Annotated in this window: 21 protein-coding genes, 1 pseudogene and 2 riboswitches; of the genes and pseudogenes, 20 read left to right on the top strand and 2 right to left on the bottom strand. The window is 36.6% G+C overall.

Features of this window, described 5'->3' with window-relative positions; all coding sequences use genetic code 11:
- Positions 1-60 precede the first annotated feature (60 nt).
- Positions 61-168: riboswitch (SAM riboswitch) on the bottom strand.
- A gap of 64 nt (positions 169-232) precedes the next feature.
- Complete coding sequence (locus tag ACVWY7_RS11025; protein ID WP_144508038.1) at positions 233-1,411, bottom strand: pyridoxal phosphate-dependent aminotransferase; 1,179 nt, start codon at positions 1,409-1,411, stop codon at positions 233-235.
- A gap of 14 nt (positions 1,412-1,425) precedes the next feature.
- On the opposite strand from ACVWY7_RS11025, the gene ACVWY7_RS11020 reads away from it, so the two are divergent.
- From ACVWY7_RS11020 to ACVWY7_RS11005, 4 genes are all read left to right on the top strand, one after another.
- Positions 1,426-2,289: a carbon-nitrogen family hydrolase gene (locus ACVWY7_RS11020; RefSeq protein WP_033686370.1), complete on the top strand. Its 864-nt coding sequence runs from the start codon at positions 1,426-1,428 to the stop codon at positions 2,287-2,289.
- A 72-nt stretch (positions 2,290-2,361) separates the two neighbouring features.
- Positions 2,362-2,503: riboswitch (SAM riboswitch) on the top strand.
- A 91-nt stretch (positions 2,504-2,594) separates the two neighbouring features.
- A complete protein-coding gene (gene mtnK, locus ACVWY7_RS11015) occupies positions 2,595-3,776 on the top strand; it encodes an S-methyl-5-thioribose kinase (RefSeq protein ID WP_105989255.1) in 1,182 nt (393 codons plus the stop codon).
- A complete protein-coding gene (gene mtnA / locus ACVWY7_RS11010; RefSeq protein WP_105989242.1) occupies positions 3,773-4,828 on the top strand; it encodes an S-methyl-5-thioribose-1-phosphate isomerase in 1,056 nt (351 codons plus the stop codon). Before mtnK ends, mtnA begins: the two co-directional genes overlap by 4 nt.
- A 74-nt stretch (positions 4,829-4,902) precedes the next feature.
- Positions 4,903-5,064: a YvrJ family protein gene (locus tag ACVWY7_RS11005; protein ID WP_000393331.1), complete on the top strand. Its 162-nt coding sequence runs from the start codon at positions 4,903-4,905 to the stop codon at positions 5,062-5,064.
- A 30-nt stretch (positions 5,065-5,094) separates the two neighbouring features.
- Here the strand turns inward: ACVWY7_RS11005 and ACVWY7_RS11000 are convergent, their stop codons facing one another.
- The gene (locus ACVWY7_RS11000; RefSeq protein WP_000258436.1) at positions 5,095-5,871 is read right to left on the bottom strand and encodes a 3-hydroxybutyrate dehydrogenase; all 777 of its coding nucleotides are present in this window, start codon (positions 5,869-5,871) and stop codon (positions 5,095-5,097) included.
- A 195-nt stretch (positions 5,872-6,066) separates the two neighbouring features.
- Between ACVWY7_RS11000 and ACVWY7_RS10995 the strand changes: the two genes are divergently transcribed.
- The 16 genes and pseudogenes from ACVWY7_RS10995 to ACVWY7_RS10920 all read left to right on the top strand — a co-directional run bounded on the left by ACVWY7_RS10995 (position 6,067) and on the right by ACVWY7_RS10920 (position 20,319).
- Positions 6,067-6,399 carry a PadR family transcriptional regulator gene (locus tag ACVWY7_RS10995; RefSeq protein WP_000107964.1) on the top strand — a complete coding sequence of 111 codons (333 nt, stop codon included), beginning with the start codon at positions 6,067-6,069 and terminating at the stop codon, positions 6,397-6,399.
- The gene (locus tag ACVWY7_RS10990) at positions 6,399-7,166 is read left to right on the top strand and encodes a DUF1129 domain-containing protein (RefSeq protein WP_000950452.1); all 768 of its coding nucleotides are present in this window, start codon (positions 6,399-6,401) and stop codon (positions 7,164-7,166) included. The genes ACVWY7_RS10995 and ACVWY7_RS10990 overlap by 1 nt, the downstream gene beginning before the upstream one ends.
- 13 nt (positions 7,167-7,179) lie before the next feature.
- Entirely contained in the window at positions 7,180-7,347 is a 168-nt protein-coding gene (locus tag ACVWY7_RS10985) for a hypothetical protein (protein ID WP_456523797.1), read from the top strand.
- A pseudogene (locus tag ACVWY7_RS10980) lies at positions 7,317-7,907 on the top strand (IS6 family transposase); the annotation flags it as partial. The gene ACVWY7_RS10985 and the pseudogene ACVWY7_RS10980, both read left to right, overlap by 31 nt.
- A 293-nt stretch (positions 7,908-8,200) precedes the next feature.
- Positions 8,201-9,340: a glycosyltransferase family 4 protein gene (locus tag ACVWY7_RS10975; protein WP_456523796.1), complete on the top strand. Its 1,140-nt coding sequence runs from the start codon at positions 8,201-8,203 to the stop codon at positions 9,338-9,340.
- A 182-nt stretch (positions 9,341-9,522) separates the two neighbouring features.
- Positions 9,523-9,972, top strand: a complete 450-nt coding sequence (locus ACVWY7_RS10970) for an FAS1-like dehydratase domain-containing protein (RefSeq protein ID WP_456523795.1) — start codon at positions 9,523-9,525, stop codon at positions 9,970-9,972.
- Between the two features lie 27 nt (positions 9,973-9,999).
- Positions 10,000-10,389, top strand: a complete 390-nt coding sequence (locus ACVWY7_RS10965) for a MaoC/PaaZ C-terminal domain-containing protein (RefSeq protein WP_456523794.1) — start codon at positions 10,000-10,002, stop codon at positions 10,387-10,389.
- Between the two features lie 3 nt (positions 10,390-10,392).
- Complete coding sequence (locus tag ACVWY7_RS10960) at positions 10,393-11,433, top strand: hypothetical protein (RefSeq protein ID WP_456523793.1); 1,041 nt, start codon at positions 10,393-10,395, stop codon at positions 11,431-11,433.
- A gap of 54 nt (positions 11,434-11,487) precedes the next feature.
- The gene (locus ACVWY7_RS10955; protein ID WP_456523792.1) at positions 11,488-12,651 is read left to right on the top strand and encodes an aldehyde dehydrogenase family protein; all 1,164 of its coding nucleotides are present in this window, start codon (positions 11,488-11,490) and stop codon (positions 12,649-12,651) included.
- A 27-nt stretch (positions 12,652-12,678) separates the two neighbouring features.
- Positions 12,679-14,349, top strand: a complete 1,671-nt coding sequence (locus tag ACVWY7_RS10950) for a thiamine pyrophosphate-binding protein (protein WP_456523791.1) — start codon at positions 12,679-12,681, stop codon at positions 14,347-14,349.
- 22 nt (positions 14,350-14,371) lie between these two features.
- Positions 14,372-15,709, top strand: a complete 1,338-nt coding sequence (locus ACVWY7_RS10945; protein ID WP_456523790.1) for a class I adenylate-forming enzyme family protein — start codon at positions 14,372-14,374, stop codon at positions 15,707-15,709.
- Positions 15,710-15,739: 30 nt separating this feature from the next.
- On the top strand, positions 15,740-16,498 hold the full coding sequence (locus ACVWY7_RS10940) for a hypothetical protein (protein ID WP_456523789.1): 759 nt from the start codon (positions 15,740-15,742) through the stop codon (positions 16,496-16,498).
- Positions 16,459-17,676: a beta-ketoacyl synthase N-terminal-like domain-containing protein gene (locus ACVWY7_RS10935; protein ID WP_456523788.1), complete on the top strand. Its 1,218-nt coding sequence runs from the start codon at positions 16,459-16,461 to the stop codon at positions 17,674-17,676. Before ACVWY7_RS10940 ends, ACVWY7_RS10935 begins: the two co-directional genes overlap by 40 nt.
- Positions 17,677-17,716: 40 nt before the next feature.
- Positions 17,717-18,514: an ABC transporter permease gene (locus tag ACVWY7_RS10930; protein ID WP_456523787.1), complete on the top strand. Its 798-nt coding sequence runs from the start codon at positions 17,717-17,719 to the stop codon at positions 18,512-18,514.
- A gap of 4 nt (positions 18,515-18,518) precedes the next feature.
- Positions 18,519-19,313, top strand: a complete 795-nt coding sequence (locus ACVWY7_RS10925) for an ABC transporter permease (RefSeq protein ID WP_456523786.1) — start codon at positions 18,519-18,521, stop codon at positions 19,311-19,313.
- A gap of 22 nt (positions 19,314-19,335) precedes the next feature.
- Positions 19,336-20,319: an ABC transporter ATP-binding protein gene (locus ACVWY7_RS10920; protein WP_456523785.1), complete on the top strand. Its 984-nt coding sequence runs from the start codon at positions 19,336-19,338 to the stop codon at positions 20,317-20,319.
- Positions 20,320-20,327: the final 8 nt, after the last annotated feature.

Below are 20,327 nucleotides of genomic sequence, written 5' to 3'. Positions count from 1 at the left end.
ATAACCTCCTAGTTAAATAAAAAAACCTCTCAGCTAAGGAGAGGTTTTTTTACAACCAGCTCCTTATCTGTCAGCGTAATGCTGCGAGAATTAGCACCGTGTCTACAATTATGTAGATCGGTTGCCGGGTTTCGTCGGGCTCGTCCCTCCACCTGCTCTTGATAAGAAGTATTTAGAAATGTTTAAATTTTTAAGATAACTGAATTTTGTCAGATATTTTTCATGTTGTCAATTACTTTTTAAAAAAATTAAATTTATCAATTCGATTAATGGCTTCTCGTAATCTATCTTCTGTATGCAAGAGACCAACACGGACGTACCCTTCGCCATGTTCACCAAATCCAACACCAGGAGCAACCGCAACGTGTGCTTTTTCTAGTAAAATATCAGAAAATTGCTCAGATGTATAACCTTCTGGTACAGGAAGCCATGCAAAGAATGATCCTGTTGGAATGTCTACATTCCAACCAATTGAGTGACAAGCTGAAATAAGAGCGTTTCTTCGAGATTCGTAACTGTTTACAAGGTCTATTACGCAAGACTGTGAACTTAATAGTGCTTCGCGGGCAGCATCTTGAACGGCACCAAAAATACTAACATACATATGATCTTGTAATAAGTTAATTGTTTCAATCACACTTTCATTCCCTACCGCAAAAGCAATGCGCCAGCCAGCCATATTGAAAGTTTTTGATAATGTGTAAATTTCGATTCCTGTATCTTTGGCACCATCTGCTTGTAAGAAACTAACAGGTTTTTGACCATCGAATCCAATCGCACCATAAGCAAAATCATGAACGACTAATATATTATGTTTATTAGCAAAATGAATAGTTTCATCAAAGAAATCTTTTGATGCAGTAGCACCGGTCGGATTATTTGGATAGTTTAAAAACATTAATTTTGCACGCTCGGCAATAGAGTCATCGATTTTCGTATAATCTGGTAAAAAATTATTTTCTGCAATAAGCGGCATTGTTTCAAATTGTGCTTTTGCTAAAGCAACTCCTGATAAATAATCTGGATAGCCTGGATCGGGAACGAGAATCGTATCACCAGGGTTTGTAAAACAAACTGGTAATTCTACTAATCCAGCCTTTCCACCAAACAAAATAGCAACTTCAGTTTTTGGATTTACTACTACATCATATTCACGTTGATAGAATGTTGCCACGGCTTCTTTTAAACTTTCATGTCCGCGAAATGGCGGATATTTATGATGAATGGTCTTTTCTGCAGCATCTTGTAAAGCTTTTACGATATGCTGCGGCGTTGGTTGATCTGGATTACCTTGACCTAGATTAATAACATCGTGACCAGCTGCTACGACTTTGTTAACTTTTGCAACAAGTGAAGCAAAAAATTGTGTTGGCAATGATGTTACTATCTCAGAAGGTTGAAATAATTTCATACTTTCCACCTCTTTTGAAAGTTGTTACAATTCTAGTGACAAATGATATAATCTTTCCAGTATTTTGTAAAGAAAAAAATGAGAATGGGGCTGAAAAAATGAAAGTCGCATGTATTCAAATGGATATTGTCTTTGGAGATGTAGAAAAAAATATTGAGAATGCTAAAAATAAAATAAGCGAAGCAATGAAGGAAAGACCAGATGTTATCGTCTTACCAGAACTATGGACAACAGGTTATGATTTAACGAGACTTTCTGAAATTGCAGATAGGGATGGATTGGAAACGAAAGAAAAGTTGATAGAATGGTCGAAACAATATGGTGTACATATTGTTGGTGGTTCTATAGCAAAGCAAACGGAGCAAGGTGTTACAAATACAATGTATGTTGTAACGAATAAAGGAGAACTAGTTAATGAATACAGTAAAGTACATTTATTTCAGCTTATGGATGAACATAAATATTTAATCGCTGGAAATAGTACAGGTGAATTTAAATTAGATGATGTAGAGTGTGCCGGCACAATTTGTTATGACATTCGTTTTCCAGAGTGGATGCGTGTTCATACTGCTAAAGGTGCAAAAGTTTTATTTGTTGTAGCAGAATGGCCATTAGTTCGTTTAGCACATTGGCGTTTGTTATTGCAAGCAAGAGCAGTTGAAAATCAGTGTTATGTTGTTGCATGTAATAGGGCAGGAAAAGATCCGAATAATGAGTTTGCTGGTCATTCTTTAATTGTCGACCCTTGGGGTGAAATTGTTGTAGAAGCGAATGAAGAAGAATCAATTTTATTTGGAGAGCTTACATTCGAGAAAATTGAAGAAGTACGTAAAGGAATTCCAGTTTTTGCAGATCGTCGTCCAGAATTATACAAATAAAATGTTGACAAGTGATTTTTATTCTTGGTATAGTCTTCAACATAAAGTTAAAAATTCTAAAAAATTATACAACTCTTATCAAGAGCAGGTGGAGGGATTTGGCCCGATGAAGCCCAGCAACCGACCGTAATACCATTGTGAAATGGGGCGTTTATGACGCCAAAAGGCACGGTGCTAATTCCAGCAGAAAGTAAAACTTTCTGGCAGATAAGAGGGGAGAAGATAAACTTCAAACCTCTTTCTTAGTGGAAAGAGGTTTTTCTTATGCTAGAAAAACCTCTGAATTAAAAAAGGGGGAGAAGACGATGGGATATTATTCATTAACAGAAGTAACCGCTGTACAATATGCGAAAGAACATGGCTATTTTGAAAAGAAAGCGAATGTAGTTTGTCATGAAATTGGAGATGGAAATTTAAATTACGTGTTCAAATTAGATGATGGAGTGAAGTCAATTATAATAAAACAAGCACTACCATATGCGAAAGTAGTTGGTGAGAGCTGGCCGTTGTCTATAAAAAGAGCGACGATTGAAAGTAAGGCGCTGCAAATTTTTGCAAAGTATGTGCCGGAATATGTGCCGGTAGTGTATAGTCATGATGAAGAATTAGCGGTAACGGTCATAGAAGACTTATCAAGATTAACTATTACAAGAAAAGGATTAATAGACGGAGAAGAGTATCCACTTCTATCCCAGCATATCGGTCGTTTTCTAGCGAATGTTTTATTTTATACTTCAGATTTTGGTTTACAGTCAGAAGAGAAAAGGGTACTAGAAGGTACATTTGTAAATCCAGACCTTTGCAAAATAACAGAAGATTTAGTGTTTACAGATCCGTTTGGGCATTACGATACGAATGATTATGAGTCGGAGTTACAATTGGCTGTAGATGAACTATGGAGTGATAAAACTTTAAAACTAAAAGTAGCGCAATATAAATATAAATTTTTAACGAGAAAAGAGGCACTCATTCATGGAGATTTACATACTGGAAGTATTTTTTCATCACCTTCTGAAACGAAAGTGATTGACCCAGAATTTGCAACATACGGTCCATTTGGATTTGACATCGGGCAATTTATTGCAAATCTATTATTAAATGCTCTATCTAGAGAAGAAGAACAGAGAGGTGTACTATTTTTCCATATAGAGAAGACTTGGAGTTATTTTGTAGAAACTTTTACGAAGCTATGGATTAGAGAAGGTGTAGAAGCATATACGAAAGAAAAGCAATGGCTACCAATTATTTTGCAAAACATTTTTACGGATGCCGTTGGATTTGCAGGATGTGAGCTTATCCGTAGAACAATTGGTTTAGCGCATGTAGTTGATTTAGATGAAATAACAAATAAAGAAACGAGAATTCAAGCTAAGAAACAAGCGTTATCCTTAGGTAGAGAACTAATAAAATATGAATCTAAGAACGCTGATATTCAACTGTTCCGAACATTATTTCAACAGACAGTTTCTGGAGGGATAAAAGCATGAGTACAGTTGTTACGATTCCGAGGTCTGTCAGTTGGAAAGGTGATGCCATTGCAGTATTAAATCAAACAAAGTTGCCGCATAGCACAGAATACAAAACATTAACGACGATTGAAGAGGTATGGAAAAGTATTGTCATGCTAGAAGTAAGAGGAGCACCTGCAATTGGAATTGTAGCTGCATTTGGATTGGCGCTTGCATCGAAAAAATATGATACCGTACATATTGAAGAATTTCAAAAGAAGTTTAATAGAGATTGTAATTATTTAGGAACGTCACGCCCGACAGCAGTCAATTTATTTTGGGCAATCGATCGTATGAGAGAATCTATTAGAGGAATTACTACAATAAAAGAAGCACAAAAAGTATTAGAAGAAGAAGCGCTTCTCATTCAGCAAGAAGATGAAGCAGTATGCCGGAGTATTGGAGAACATGCATTATCATGTTTTAAAGACGGTGATAACATTTTAACAATTTGTAACGCTGGCAGTATCGCAACTGTTAGATATGGTACTGCATTAGCGCCGTTTTATATTGGGAAAGAAAAAGGTGTACATTTACATGCATATGCATGTGAAACGAGACCAGTTTTACAAGGCGGTCGCTTAACGACCTGGGAATTAAAACAGGCACATATTGATGTAACACTTATTACAGATAATACGGCAGCTCATGCTATTCAAACGAAAGAAATAAACGCGATTATTGTAGGAGCGGACCGAATTGTTGCAAATGGAGACACCGCAAATAAAATCGGAACAATGAATTTAGCTATATTAGCAAAATATTTTGATATTCCGTTTTACGTTGCAGCTCCACTATCGACATTTGATATTACGAAACAAACAGGTGCTGAAATTGTTATTGAAGAAAGAGATGAAACAGAAGTTACGAAAATTTTTGGGAAACAGGTGGCACCAGTTGGAACTAATGTTTATAATCCTGCATTTGATGTAACACCGAATGAATTAATTACAGGTATCATTACTGAGCAAGGTATTATACGTGGAGATTATAAGCGAGAAATTGCATCATTGTTTGAAAAAACAAGCTAATACATAATAGCTTGTTTTTTTATGCCTAAATGTGTTCTTTTGTCTTATTTATATAATGAAAGGAGGAGAAAAAGATGGAAGAGTGGATCAAGATGATAGGTAATGTAGGGTTTCCTATTGTTGTAACATTATATTTACTTCATCGAATTGAAAGTAAATTAGATGGGGTAATTGTTGCAATAGAAAAGTTACCGCGGCAATTACTACAGTATGACGATCCTCGTGATAAAAAATAAAGTTTGCTCTTCGTGAGCAAACTTTATTTTTTATTGAGCGGTATAACCACCATCGATAACGACAGCTTGCCCAGTTATACCTTTCGCTTTTTCACTCGCTAAAAACATTGCATAATCAGCAATCTCTTGTACTTGTAATAAGCGCTTTTGTGGTACAAGTGGATAAATGACATCCTCTAAAACATTTTCAAGTGGTACATTTCGTGTAGTGGCCAAGTCTTGTAATTGATTCCGTACGAGAGGGGTATCGACATAACCGGGACAAAGTGCATTAACAGTAATTCCGTGAGTAGCCCCTTCTAAAGCGGCAACTTTTGTTAATCCAATTACACCATGTTTTGCGCTATTATAAGCAGCTTTTCCAGCGAATCCAACGAGGCCATTAATGGAAGCTACATTTATAATACGGCCATATTTTTGTTTTTTCATAATAGGGAAGGCATGCTTAATTGCGATAAAAGGAGCGATTTGCATAATTTTAATTAGTAGCTCGAATTTTTCGGTTGGAAAATCTTCAATTGGTGAAACGTGTTGCATGCCTGCGTTATTAATTAATATGTCTAATGAACCGAAATGATTAACAGTTTGGGAAATGGATGCTTCTATTTCTTCTTCGGATGTAACATCACATTTTAAGCCGATAGCTTGAAAGCCCTCTTTTTGTAGTTGTTCAGCAGCTTCTTTTGCACGTTCTTCAAGACGATCGGTAATAACAACTTTTGCACCTTCTTTTGCAAAAGCGTTTCCCATTTCATATCCAATACCACTTGCAGCACCTGTTAAAAAAACAACTCGATTTGTAACCATGATGAAAAACATCCCTTCGTAATAAAGTTCTCATATTGCTCTATTTAGAGAGTGGATAAGAAAAATCCTGCAAAGATTTGGAAAAATATTGTTAGCTATCTTGTTTTGCAAAATAGTCTCTGCTATACTATTTTGTAAAGCAAGATACTTACGCTTATCTATCTTGTAAAACAAGATAGTAGGAGGATTTGAATTATGTCGACAAGTCAAATGCTGAAAGGGATTTTAGAGGGATGCTTACTTGCTATTATTTCTGAAGGTGAAATATACGGTTATGAAATGAGTGAGAAGCTAGCAAAGTATGGCTTTACAATGGCGAGTGAGGGAAGTATTTATCCGTTATTAATACGAATGCAAAAGGAAGGATTCATAAAAAGTGTAATGAAGGAATCCCCATCTGGTCCAAAACGGAAATATTACACGTTAACAGAAGATGGCGAAGATGCACTGGATGAATTTATGGATCGCTGGGAAGCGATGCAAAGTAGTGTGGAACGTCTACTTGAAGGGAAGGGGAGAAGAAGATAATGCTATCAAATGAAGCACGAAAGTTTTTATTAGATATGAGGTTGTTTTTGACTGCAAAGAGTGTGAAAGAAAGCGATATGGAAAGCTTTATTGAAGACGCAGAACTTCATTTAATAGAAGGTGAGAGTGATGGGAAAAGTGTAGAAGAAATTTTCGGAAGCTCACCGAAAGAATACGCAAATGAACTTGTAAAAGTGATGGAAAGAGATAGACAGGAAACGTGGAAGCAAATTGGTTTTACAGTAATGAATATCGTATCGTTTTGGATTATTGCTTCTATTCTAATAGTGAATAACGGACTATTACAGATGTCACTTATTCAGTGCGTTGGATATAGTTTGTCATTAATTTTAGTTGTGATAGGTCCTAATTTTCTACTTCGCAAAATGACTTTCGTAACAAGTTTTACAAAAATATGGTTTGCTATGTGGTCGTTAGTCATAATCGCACCAATGTTTCTAATAGGGGCTGTAACGATATTAGATGTGATTTATCCTACAAAAATGTTTATATTCACCCAAATGCAAAGTTATATATTAGCTGGTGGTATTTTCATCATTACAGTAGCAATAAATATATATTTTAATGGATGGTTTAAAAACTTATATTTAATCATCCCGCTTGCTATTATGTTAGTGTTTAAAACATTTACATCAGAAGACCTTGTTCCAATGTTATTTCAAATTATATGTTTATACGGAAGTTTGTTTATTTTAATTTTTGTTGAAATTATGATGAAGACGAATAGAAGAGAAGTGGTTAAATAAGGGAGGGGTTATCATGCAGATTTCTAAAGAAGGAGAAAAGTTTTTAATCGATACGAAAGTGTATTTAATAACAAAAGGAATGAAAGAAGAAGATGTGGACGCTTTTCTAGAAGATGCAGAGCTTCATTTAATAGAAGGTGAAAAAAAAGGGAAAGAGGGGGGGGATTCATTTCTTATATAACGATTATGTGTTGGGTTCATCAGTATGGTCCTGAATTAGACAAACGGATTCGACTTTACCTCAAACAAATAAATGACTCTTGGTGAGTTGATAAAACATATATCAAAGTAAAAGGTCAACGGATGTACCTGTATCGTGCTGTTGATTCGAACGGAAAAACAATCCGTTTTTGCCTAAGAAAAGCAAGAAATCATAAGGCTGCAAAGCGCTGTTTCAAGAAAGTTTTTCGATCTTTTCATGTTTCAATGCTATGTGTAATAACAGTCGATAAGAATCCAGCCTATCCTATAACAATTAAACAGTTAAAAAAAGAAAAAGACCCCCTAACGGTATGCGACTTAGACAACAAAAGTACTTGAATAACATAGTAGAACAAGATCATCGTTTTGTAAAGAAGCGAATCCGTTCTATGCTAGGTTTTAAATCTTTTGACACAGCTACATTCATTCTTTTTAGAGTAGAAGCCATGCATATGATTAAAAAGAACAGATTGCTTTACGGAACCAGTCTGTCCAAAACAAAAAGATTTCATCCATCAATTGTTTGGACTTGCAACATAAGATACGATTCCGTTAGGAATATATATGCTTTATTCTTGTTTGGTTTATCTTTGCACCAGAACTGTTTTGGGTTTTTTTTCAAAAAATGCTTGCCTTAAATAATATTATAGTGGTAAAATTACGGTGTTGAGGAAAAAAATTCAAAAAATCTAGTAGACTACCACATAATATTAAATTCTAGATTATTAAGAAAATTATCGTCTTTTTTTTATATTAAAATATTTCCTTAGCAAATAAATTTGGCATAAAAAGATGATGGTAGTAAAAACTTTTTTGATGAAGGGAGAAAGTTTATGCATGTTTTGCAACTTACCACGGAATTTGAGCCTAACATTTGGGGTGGGATGGGACGAAGTGTCTCTAATCTGTGCAAGCATTTAGGTAAAATTACAAATTTGACTATTGTGGTCAATGATTACTTGTTTGGTCGACAAGAAATTGAGGTAGAGGAACATGAAGATTATCGAATTGTATGGACACCTACTATTTCATTCGAAGAATTGTCTAAAGTAATTCAATTTGACACTGTTGATGTTGTAAATGTTCAAATATTCTTTTTCAAGGAATTAGCTGAGCAGTTGAAGTCTTTAGGAAAGCCAATAATTTATACAGTGAGGTCTATTGAAGAAAAAGACTTGCAGATCCGTGGTGTGGAAGTTTTACCTATGCACTTTGAATTTATGAAGATGCAGCGAGATTTGGTAGAAATGGCCGACCATTTGATAGTTTGTAGCGCTTCAGAAGGACAAATGATGGAAAATTATTTTCCTGGATCTATGGAGAAACTTTCGGTTATTCCTAATGGGTTCATAGAACCAGATGTGAGAGTATTGCAAAATAAAATTAATGGAGATAATCCTCCAACATTACTGTTTGTAGGGCGATTTACCGAACGCAAGGGACTCGATATCCTTATTGAAGCGTTAGACATTGCTAAGTCCCAAGTATCCAATTTGAAATTGCTTGTCGTAGGTGGTCATAGTGGAGAAGATGATCAGGAATGGCTAAATAAACTTTTAAACTCTTATGATGAATCGTTGCAAAAGAGTGTAGAGTATGTTGGATGGGTTCGTTCACTGAAGGAATTAGAACCATATTATCATGCGGCAGATATGTTATGTGTTCCAAGCTTATATGAACCTTTTGGTAATATTGTATTGGAAGGATTTTATTATGGTGTTCCAGTGATTGCAGCGAACGTAGGTGGTATGGCAGAGACAATTCAACATGGAAAAAGCGGGATTTTGGTCCCACCCAAGAGTGCACATGCTTTGGCAAATGCTATTGTGGAATTGATTGAGAATCCTGAATTATATATGAAAATTTGTCTGGAAGCTCAATTGCGTTTGAAAAATATATACAACTGGCGTTGTATATCAGAAAAAACTCTAGAAATCTTGGAAGAGGCTGCAGGTTTAAATTTAAAGGTTTAATATTTTTTATAATTAAATGCAAACGCTTTATTTTTTTGGTTTTAAATGCAAACGCATGCACAAAAAAAGATATTTTTTGTTTGTTATTATTAATTAATAGGGATTAATTAATAGAAAAACGATTTCGTTTCAAGTTGTTTTTTACCATATAAATAATTCTATTTATATGAGGGGATGAAGAAATGATTAAACAAGATGAGCAATTTATAGAGCGAAATGATTATACATTTGTAATTATGATTTCCTCAAAACATATTGCGATTTTTGCAGAAGTTATTGGAGAGTACGACCCAGTGTATCGCTGTAAAACGGAAGCTATGAAACGTGGTTTACGAAATGTTCCAATTCCAGCGACATATCCGTTCTACTTAGAGACGGTTGGTATCCCGCAATTTGAGGAACTGTGTAAGAAAAATAGGATTGATCCATCCATACTGGTACATGCTGAGCAAGAGTATCAGTATCATGGGGACGTGTTTGCAGAAGATACAATTACTTGTATACCAACAATCGAGTTTAAAACGATTAGAGAGATAGAAAAAAGGTGTATTGTGAAGATAGAATATTTTAATCAATTTGAAGAACATGTACTTTCGTCTCGATCGACATTTTTTACAAAAATCAGAATCTGATTTTAATCAATTTATAGGAGATTTTAGATGGAATATGTTTTTCCGGAAATAACTAATTTTTTACTTTTGAAGTATGCGGAGGCCTCTGGGGATTACAACCCAATTCATATCTCAGAGGAGGTAGCTAAGCAGATAGGATATAAAAACGTAATTGCTCATGGGATGCTACTCATGGGATTTGCCCATTTGGCTATTTGTGATTGGTTTCCTGAAGATAGATTAGAAGAATTCAAAATTAAATTTGTCAATGTTACCTATCCAGGTGATAATCTAATCTGTTTAGGAAGAATTACAAAACAGGTTAAGCATGGGGGGGAAGTAATTTATGGTTCATTTAAAATAGTAGATACTGTTTGTTCCCAGACTAAATGTCTTGGTAAATTCAAGATTAGACAATACAAAATTTTAAAGGAGTAGCTAATGAAAAAAATATTGCCGTTACAAGATCCGCCTCTAAAAGGCTATTTGATTCATGCTTATCCGCTGTCTATTGTGACAACTACTGAAAAGAGTAAACCGTGGCTTTATAGTAATTATGTACAAATATGGTGTGATAAAAATCTGTTTGAAAGTACTAAGGTGCTAAAAATTGACTTTTTTGAAGGCACGTTTGGTTCTTTCAAGAATTATCCAATACCATGGTTGGAAGTATGCAAGATGAACAATCATTTGATTGAACCTAATCAAATTTTGGAAAATGTTGTAGAGTGGTTGAATAAAGGATATTACGTATATACATTTGTGGATGAGTATTATATTTCGGATCGTATTCATCATGTTGATGGCAATCATTTTCCGCATACAATTTTAGTACATGGATACGACCAAAAATTAAAACAATTTTATATTTCAGGATACAATCGAAGACAGCATTTTAAACAATCAGTTTGTTCATTTGAAGAGTTTAAACGTGCCTACTTGTCATTATATACTCCTGAAAAAGTTAAAAACTATACTGATGATATTTATCTGCTGAACTTAAATGAGCAGGGAAAGGATTATACACTTGACCTTGAATTAGTTTGTGAGCTTGTGGATGACTATTTAAATGCATGTAATAGTTGTAAGCGTTTACAGATGTTTTTTAAACCAGGGAATCATGTTTTTGGAATTGGCGTTTATGATTATATGTTAAAGTATCTAGACGAGTTGTTGGATGGAAATATCCAGTTTGATATTTACTACGAAATTCGTCCATTTCATAATTTCTGGGAACATAAGATGTTTATGTTAGAGCGTCTCCGTTATCTAAACGAACAAGGACTTGTTTCTTCTAAAATAGTACACTCGTTTTTAAAAGTGGAGAATAGTGCACGTCGTATTCGATTATTGTTGATAAAATATTCTAAACGTTCAAGTTCAACAACATTAAAAGAGATGAAGATTCTCCTTAAAGACCTTAGGGAAATAGAGCATCAGGTATTATCTGAGCTTTTGATCGAATTGAATTTTGTCAGATAGTCTTAAAATATTAATAGATGTAAGGGTGAGAGTATGCGGCAGAGTTTTACAATGATGAAACCTTCTTTTAAAGAAATGGAAGAGAAGTTGTTAATGAAAAGGGAAGAATTGATTGATATCTTGACGGAGATTGCAAGTTATCGTGCAGCAGAAGAAGAAATCGCAGTTGCAATTGAGACTTTACGTGGGGCTGACGAAGAAATAAAACACTATCAACCGGCACATATCAACAAAGTAGCGGTGTATCATTCATCGAATGTTGTACTTTATTCATATATCCTGTATGGGGTGATTCCAGGTGCATTTTCAAAAAGAGTTTATATCCGTCCCTCTAAACAATCAGCTGAGATATTGAATCGCATTCATCAATTACTGAATGGAGACGGTGCATGGCCAATTGAGATATTAAATCTTTCCCAGCGTAAATTCAATCAACATATACAGGGATCAGATATGGTAATTTTCACTGGTCGTTATGAGAATAGTTTGGATGTTATGGAACAACATCCTAATGCCCTATTTCTATATTTTGGATCGGGTGTTAACCCGTTCATAGTCGGACCAGATGCGGACATCGAAACAGCAGGAAAATCAGCTGTTGATGCCCGAACATTTAACACTGGGCAAGATTGTATGTGCCCAAATGTATATTTTGTCCATCGCAGTAAGCAGAAGGAGTTTATAGATAAGTTAATTTCGGAAGTAAACCAATTGACATTTGGGAAACGCAAAGAGTCTAAGGCACAAATTAACCCAATCTTCTATGAGGGGGTCGCTGATAGTATATCTTGTTTTTTATCCGAATATAATGATTTTATAATATTTGGAGGCAATGTGAATATAGAGGATAATGTGGTTGAGACAACTATTCTTGTATCTGAAATTAAATCAAGGTTACCTGCAAATGAGTTTTTTGGGCCAGTATTTAATGTAGTAATTTACGATGAAAACAGTGAAATATTAGAATGGTTGTACTTGCCGGAAAATATTGAATCGACGATGGGAATTAGCGTCTTTGGTGCTCCACTTTTGGCTGAAGTATTAACTAGCCAACATATGGTTGCAATTGATGCTTCACTGTTTGATATTGAAAGCGGTAATAATGAATTCGGTGGATATGGCTGTCGAGCTAATTACGTAAGGTTTGGAAACTATCATGAGAGTCGGCCACTCTTGATTTCTCGTGAAGTGGCTTTGTTATATGGTCAAAAGAGTTAGATTAATTTTTAATGAGGAGTAATAGCTGTGAATAAATATCAATATGTAAATATTTGGGGATTGTATGCAAATAAACTTTTAGAAGCAGGAATCAAAACCATTTTCGGTATGGTTGGTGATGGACAAGGATTGCTTGAGGCAGCATATGAGCGAGGTGAATTTGAAGTTTGGACAGCTCGCGACCAACGTATTGCGGTTGGTATGGCTATGGGATATGCACAGAAAACTGGTAAACCATCCGTGTTTGTAACAAGCCCTGGTCCGGGATTAGCAAACTCAGCAATGGGTATATTGGAAGCGTTTTCCGCTGCTGTTCCCATGGTGATTGTTTCAAATGGTACATCACGCGATTCGCGTGGCAAAGCAATGTTTCAAGAGATGGATGCCATCTCATTTATGAGACCAATTACGAAATGGTGCTACCGAGTCGAATCACCAGATCAGGCGCTATGGGCGCTGCAACGTGCATTCCATTACGCGATCAATGGAAAACCTGGACCTGTTTTCATAGAACTACCAGATGACCTAATTGTTGAGGATTTTGTGGAAAATGAGTTAGCGCTATCGGTAATACCGTTGAGATCAGTTGCTAATCCAGATACGATTGAGCGTGTGGCAAAGGCTCTTGAAAAAGCAGAACGTCCTGTTTTTATCGCGGGTGGTGGGTGCCGTGGTAAGCAAGCGGAACAAATATTTCGAGAGTTTGCAGATATTCATAGCGCTGCAGTGTTTACTACTGCATCTGCTCGTGGCATTGTCGATGAACATGCTCAAAATTCATTTGGTTTAATTGGGCTTTACACAGTACCTGAAGCGAAGGTCTTACTACAAGAGGCAGATCTTGTACTTATTGTTGGAAGCCAGTTAGAGGAAACTGCATTTATGGGATGGAATGAATTGGCTATGTCCAAGACAACGATTCAGATTGACATAGACTACGAGTCACTATGTCGATCACTAACAACAGATTATGTGTTGTTGGGTGATGCTTACTATACATTACGTGAACTCAATATGAGAATCAAATCAAAGTTCATCAACCGTAAGGCTTGGCAGCAACAAATTCAGTCTGTTAAAGAAAGTATTTTGAATAAATGGTTGGAAGTAGATTATGAGGCACAACCAGTAAGAGCAACTCTAATGATGTTAGCTGAACAATTTGGGGCAGATTTACAGTTAGTACAGGATAACGGTCTACATGACATGTGGGGGTATGTCTATCCTGTGTATGCAGTCCAACCACCTGGGCGTACTTTTGTACCGGGTGAAATGACAGCGCTTGGATTGCCGTTAGGAGTCGCACTCGGAACTAAGCTAGCTACACGAGAGCAGCCTGTAGTAGCGGTAATTGGTGATGGCTCTTTTCAAATGGGGAGTAGTGCTGTAGTAACAGCTGTTGATTATGGCCTTGGTATTACTTTTGTTATTTTAGATAACGGTGGGTTTTCATGGCCACGTCATCAACAAGCTAAATTGGGAAACCAATCAGTTGGTTGTGTATTTGATACGAAACAGGATTGGAGTAATTTGGCGGATACGGCAGGCGCTTTTTTATTTCGTCCAAGCAATCGTGATGAATTGGCCAATATATTGGCTCGTGCGAAACGGCTTAATTTGGAAGGGAAAGTAGTAATTGTCCAACTTTCATTTGATTGGAACCAAGATATTCCTGTTATTGTAACTAGCCACAATAATTAAACATTAAGAATGAGGTAAGATTATGCAATCAAAAATTTACATTGGAAATAAAAATTATACAACTTACTTAGAACATTTGACTGATCAAACAATGACTGTTCTGAAGGAAGCTGGTGTGCAGTCAAGGCAGATAGTCGCCCTGGCAGTTGCCGATTCATTATACTTTTTGGCGATTTATGAAGCTTGTTTGCGAATTGGGGCAGTTCCTGCAATTCTTGGCAATGTGACGAAACCAGAAGAGATTGCTATGCATATTCAGGCTCATACCTTATGTAGGCTGAATTCAGATGGAGTTCTAGTTGTACACCAAATTGATGTACAAGAGCCTCGTACAAAATTGCCTGCCGAAATTTCAATCATCTGTCGAACATCGGGTTCCACGGATAATCCAAAGTTCGTGATGTGGTCGAGTACAGGTATCGAATATCAATCAGATGCTACTATCTCACATTTGGGATATGGTGGCGCAGAAGAAGGGATTTTATTAACAATACCTATTTGGGGAGCATATGGGATTAGTGTAGTTAATATTTGGAAAAAAATGAAATGCACTCTTGTTCTCCCAGAACAATTTAGACCTCGTTATCTTTCTAATCTGATTCACTCACGGGGCGTAACAATTGTAGAAACAATGCCAGTTATGTTGCAAAATTGGTATCGTTGGTTTGTATCCGATCGAGATCGGATGAGTTTACTAAAAGGAGTAAAGGTTTGGGATTCTGGCGGAGACCTTTTACCTTTTACGCTTGCAAAAAATTGGAAGGATGAGTTGGGAGTTCCGATTCTAGATGGATACGGTTTATGCGAAGCTGGACCAAATGTATCACTAAACAGTCCAACTGCTTGGAAGATATCTACAATTGGTAAACCGTTATCAGGTACAGAGGTTAAGATTAATGGTAAGAGAGAATTGTCGGTTAAGAGTCCGAGCGTTATGGCAGGATACTGGCCACCACATTTGCACGAAAGCGCTATCGACGCTGACGGATGGCTTTCTACTGGTGATTTGGCGGAATTTGATGCAGATGGATTCATTCGTTTATTAGGTCGAACAAAAAATATCCTGATTGTTAATGGTTATAATGTGATTCCCGAAGTTGTGGAGGAAACGTTGTGCAAGCATTCGCAGGTCGAGCGAGCATATGTAGTAGGACATTATCAGGGAGCAAAAGGTCACAGAGTTTATGCGTTCATCGTACCAATAGCAGGGAGTGATATAAAGACTATTGATCTTCGAAAACATTCTGAAGAATGGCTTGAGGCTCCGAGTCGGCCGCATCAGTATGTCCTCATAGATAAGGTGCCGGTGAAAAGTTCAGGGAAAGTAGACCGACAAGCTTTGTTGGAATTACTTCCCTAATAGAAGTTGTATGAAAGGGAGTGATGGGGGATGAATAATACAAGAGCTGTAGTGGCTGCTTTACATGTTAATATCTCAAAAGGTGTAAGGTATGAGGGATTTGGGCGTGTTCTTTTAGAGGCAAATAAAACACTGACCACTCTGCACCAGCTTAATCTATCCAATCATAAGGAAATGTATGTAAAAGTTACTGAGTGCTTTTTACAAGTATTAAGTGAAAATAATCTTCTGCCAGAACCTAATCGAAGGGGATTTCTATGTAACGTTGAAAACGCGGTTTATCCAGAGGTTATTCGTTATGTTCGTGAATTGGACATGAAAAAAAATCGAGTTCGTCCAAGTCTAGCAATTGGATATGAAGCGAGCTTACCAACTGCAATATGCGCTACTCGATGTGATTTCATGGGCCCCACTACTTCATTAATTGATACTTCAGGCGGGCTGCAAATGCTAGGGTTTGCTTGTAACATGATTGCAGAAGAGCAAGCTGAACTAATAGTGATAGCCCATATAGATCGTACTTATGTGGAAGATAAAAGCGATGACTTTCAAGGAGAAATCACCTTAGCTGCGGTCATGAATCCAAAAGCTTGTAAATCAGTTAAAGGGATAGGTTTTATTCGTGATTGGGGATGGACTCATTGTTGTGAAAAATCCAATGGAACGAACTTGAAAGACTTTATGACATGGTTACAAAATAGGCTTCACTTATCGCAGTTTGTGGCAAATCAAAGTTTATCTGAACAAATATGGTTTACAACTGTGGGAGAAGGGAGCGAGAGAAAATGAGTGAACATAAAGGGCGAGTAGCAATTAGTGGAATCGGGTTGGTTTCACCGTATGGAGTTGGTTATGAGACATTTGTTGAAGGATTATTTGAAGGACGGAATGTTATTCGACAAATCAGTCATCTTGATACATCGCACTTGCGCAATACACAGGGAGGACAGGTCCCCGATAATCTTATCGATAAGAAAAGTAGACGGACAAGAGCTGAGCAGTTATTGGCACTAGCATTGCAGGAGGCACTTTCTGGAGCTAAGTTAAATTATGAACAAATGGAGAAGAAGCGGATTACAGCTTTTTTGTCAGCAATTATTGGAGACTCAAATGCTCGGGTGGACTTGGGAATGAGAGGTAATGAATGGTTACAGGATCTATCGCCACTAATTCGCGAGATTTACCCGCAAATTAATTCTACAGTAAAAGTGACAGCTGCCTGTGCTACCGTAGGTAAAGGTGTTAGTCTTGCGCATAGCCTAATAATGAATGGACAGGCTGATATTGCATTAATTTGTGGTTCGGATGTGTTAAATACATATGATTATTCGAGTTTGAGTATTTTGCGTGCAATTACAAAGGAGATTGCTCTTCCATTTGATGTTAAGCGTAACGGAATAATTATTGGCGAAGGCGCTGGTACTATCGTACTTGAATCAGAAAAAAGCGTACGAGCCCGAGGTCATGAACCACTGGGGTGGCTTGAAGGATGCGCCTTTCGTATTGGACGTAGTGGAAAAAATATGGTCGATCTCGATTTAGAAAGTATAGCTGATTGTATTGCAGCCGCGTTGCAGCATAGTAAAGCAGAGAAAATTGACTATGTGCATGCGCATGCAACAGGTACGAAACAAGGAGATGCAGTAGAATGTCAAGCAATCTTGCAGACATTGCCGAATGCCACAAACATACCTGTCAGTTCACATAAAGGAGCTGTTGGGCATCTCTTACGCTGTTCTGGCTTTTTGGGAATTGCAGCAGGACTTGGAGCGTTGGAGCGGCAGGAAGTACCTCCAACTGTCGGTTTGATTGAACCGGATCCAAAATGTAATGTGAAGCATGTAGTATTGAACAAACAGAAAGTAGATGTACAGACAGTTCTTATGAACAGTTGGGGATTCTGTGGCAACTACACCTCGCTCGTAATAAGCCATCCTTCCTTATACCCGTATATTAGGAAGGAATAGAATGCAACATTTTTAATATTAAAAATGAAGGAGGAAGACTGTGTATAAGTATGCCATTCTTTCTAAAATTACCTTAAATAACAATTTGGCTTATAGTTTTAATGTGCTCACCTCTGCTCTTGCTACCTTAATTTCTTTGGTAGCATATCGTCAAATTTGGGGAACATTGTTAGATGGTACAAATTTACAAAATCAATCTATGTCTCTGATCGACATGACAACGTATATTACAATTTCTATGATTTTAGGAGGTTTGTATGCCACAAATGACATTATATACGAGATTAGCAATAAAATTCGTAGCGGTGACATCATACTAGATATGCAGAAACCTTGGGATTATCAATTTACGATATTTGCTAAGAGTATTGGGAAAATGCTTTCGAACATATTAACAGTTGTTTTGCCTGTTATGGTTATTGTTATATTGTTCATGCCAGTTCATTTGCCGACTTCCTGGTCTACGTGGATGGTAATGATGATTAGTATATTGTTCGCAATTGTAATCAATTTTTCTATATGGTTTATTGTTGGATTACTTTCTTTTGTATTTGTTGAGGTTTGGGGACTTGAAATTCTTTTTTCACTGATAATTACATTTTTATCAGGTAAGGTAATTCCTATGTCCTATTTTCCATCATCAATTATTAATATTATTCAATGGCTTCCCTTCCGTGGGATTTATGATATCCCACTCTCTATTATAACGAATGTAACGGACACTAACCAATATGGAGATGCGTTATTGTTTCAAGCAGCCTGGCTTTTTGTATTAGTTGTGCTGGGTCGCTTGATGTTGAAGTGTATAGGAAAATCGTTGATTACTGTCGGAGGGTAATAATATGAGATATTTTAAGCTTTATTTCATCTTGCAGAAAGCGAACATCCAGTCGAGGTTAATGTATCCATTCAATTTATTTATAGGCATTATAAGTATTTTGTTTTATGGGATTTTCTCAACATTGTTTGCTTGGGTTTTAACAAGTAAATTCCCCATAATTTCTGGTTGGAACTTTTATGAGATGCTGTTCAATATCTCATTTAACTTGTTGTGTTATTCGCTGACTACAGTGTTTTTTGTAGTACATGACATTGATACATTTGTTCGTAATGGTGAATTTGATCGTATTTTGATTAGACCGATGAATTCCTTGTTCCAGTTTGTTTCCCGAAGGCTGGATATAAACACAATTGGTGTAGTTATCTATGCTATTGGGACACTCTTTTACTCTGGTTCTCATTTAAGATACTGGGATGCTCTCTCCATTATGATGGCGGTTGTGCTTTTGATTTGTGGTTTTATTACTTCAACATCAATCAGTTTAATTCTTGCATCAACTGCGTTCAAAACATTGCAGGCTCGAGGATTATTTACGATAAAGGAAGTTTGTTATGAAAACTTTTGTGAGTATCCGTTAAATATCTTTTCACGTCCAATTCAATATATTTTTACTGTGATTGTCCCTATGGGGTTTATTGGGTTTTATCCGAGTGTGACATTGTTGAACAAAAGCGGGTTATCAATTGTAAAAAATGTGACATTCTGGTGGTGCGTGGTAGTAGCTTTTATTTTATTAACACTCAGTGTCAGTATTTGGAATCAATGTATCAAGTCATATTCAAGTGCAGGGTCATAATCCCTAGGAGGAGTATAAAGAAATGAATATAGTTGAAGCAAATCATTTGGTACGTGACTATAATGTTTACCAGAAGAAAAGTATGGTTCCATTCTTACGTGGTCAAGCTACTTCAAAACGTGTAATAGATGACATTAGCTTAGCTATCAAGGAAGGAGAATTTGTTGGTTATCTTGGACCGAATGGAGCTGGAAAGTCGACGACAATCAAGATGCTGTCTGGTGTGCTGACCCCGACGTCTGGAGAGGTTCGTGTTATGGGACTAAATCCATTCAAACAGCGTAAAAAGCATGCCTATAATATAGGTGTTTTATACGGACAACGGACTCAGTTGTGGTGGGATCTTCCTTTGATTAAATCATTCGAGTTATTGCAAGCGGTTTATGGAATTCCAAAAGAGTTGTATAAAGAGCGTATTGATTATTTTGTGGAATATCTAGAGATAAGTGAGTTTTTATATCGACCAGTACGTCAATTGTCACTTGGTCAACGGATGAAAGGTGAGATTGTTGCAGCACTTTTACATGCACCACCACTACTGTTCCTTGATGAACCGACAATTGGCCTGGATTTAATGGCGAAGGAGAAAATTCAAGACTTTTTACGTATGATTAACAAAGAACAGAATGTTACCGTTATCTTGACTTCGCATAATATGGACGATATTAAGAAGTTGTGTAGCCGTATCATTTTAATTGATCATGGCAAAGTCATGTTAGACGGTAAGCAGGAAGACCTGAAGCAATTTATTCCTCATAAGAAAACGTTAAGCCTCGATTTGAGTGAAGGACAGTCCCTCAATTATTCCAGTCTCTCCTTTACTCCGAATAGTCAAATAGAGAATAAACTAATTTTTGAGGTGAGGCATGATGAGGAAATTCCAGTTTTGATTAGTGAAATTTCTCAACAGGCTGTGATTAAAAATATTTCTATTGAAGATATCGACATAGAAGATGTTGTGAAGGAAATGTATCGGACAAGAACGTATGATTTAGTGAAAAACTAACCCAATAA

Source organism: Bacillus sp. TE9106W (assembly GCF_054062215.1).
Note: the sequence above shows the minus strand (reverse complement) of the source record. Positions and strands in the feature narration are given on the sequence as shown.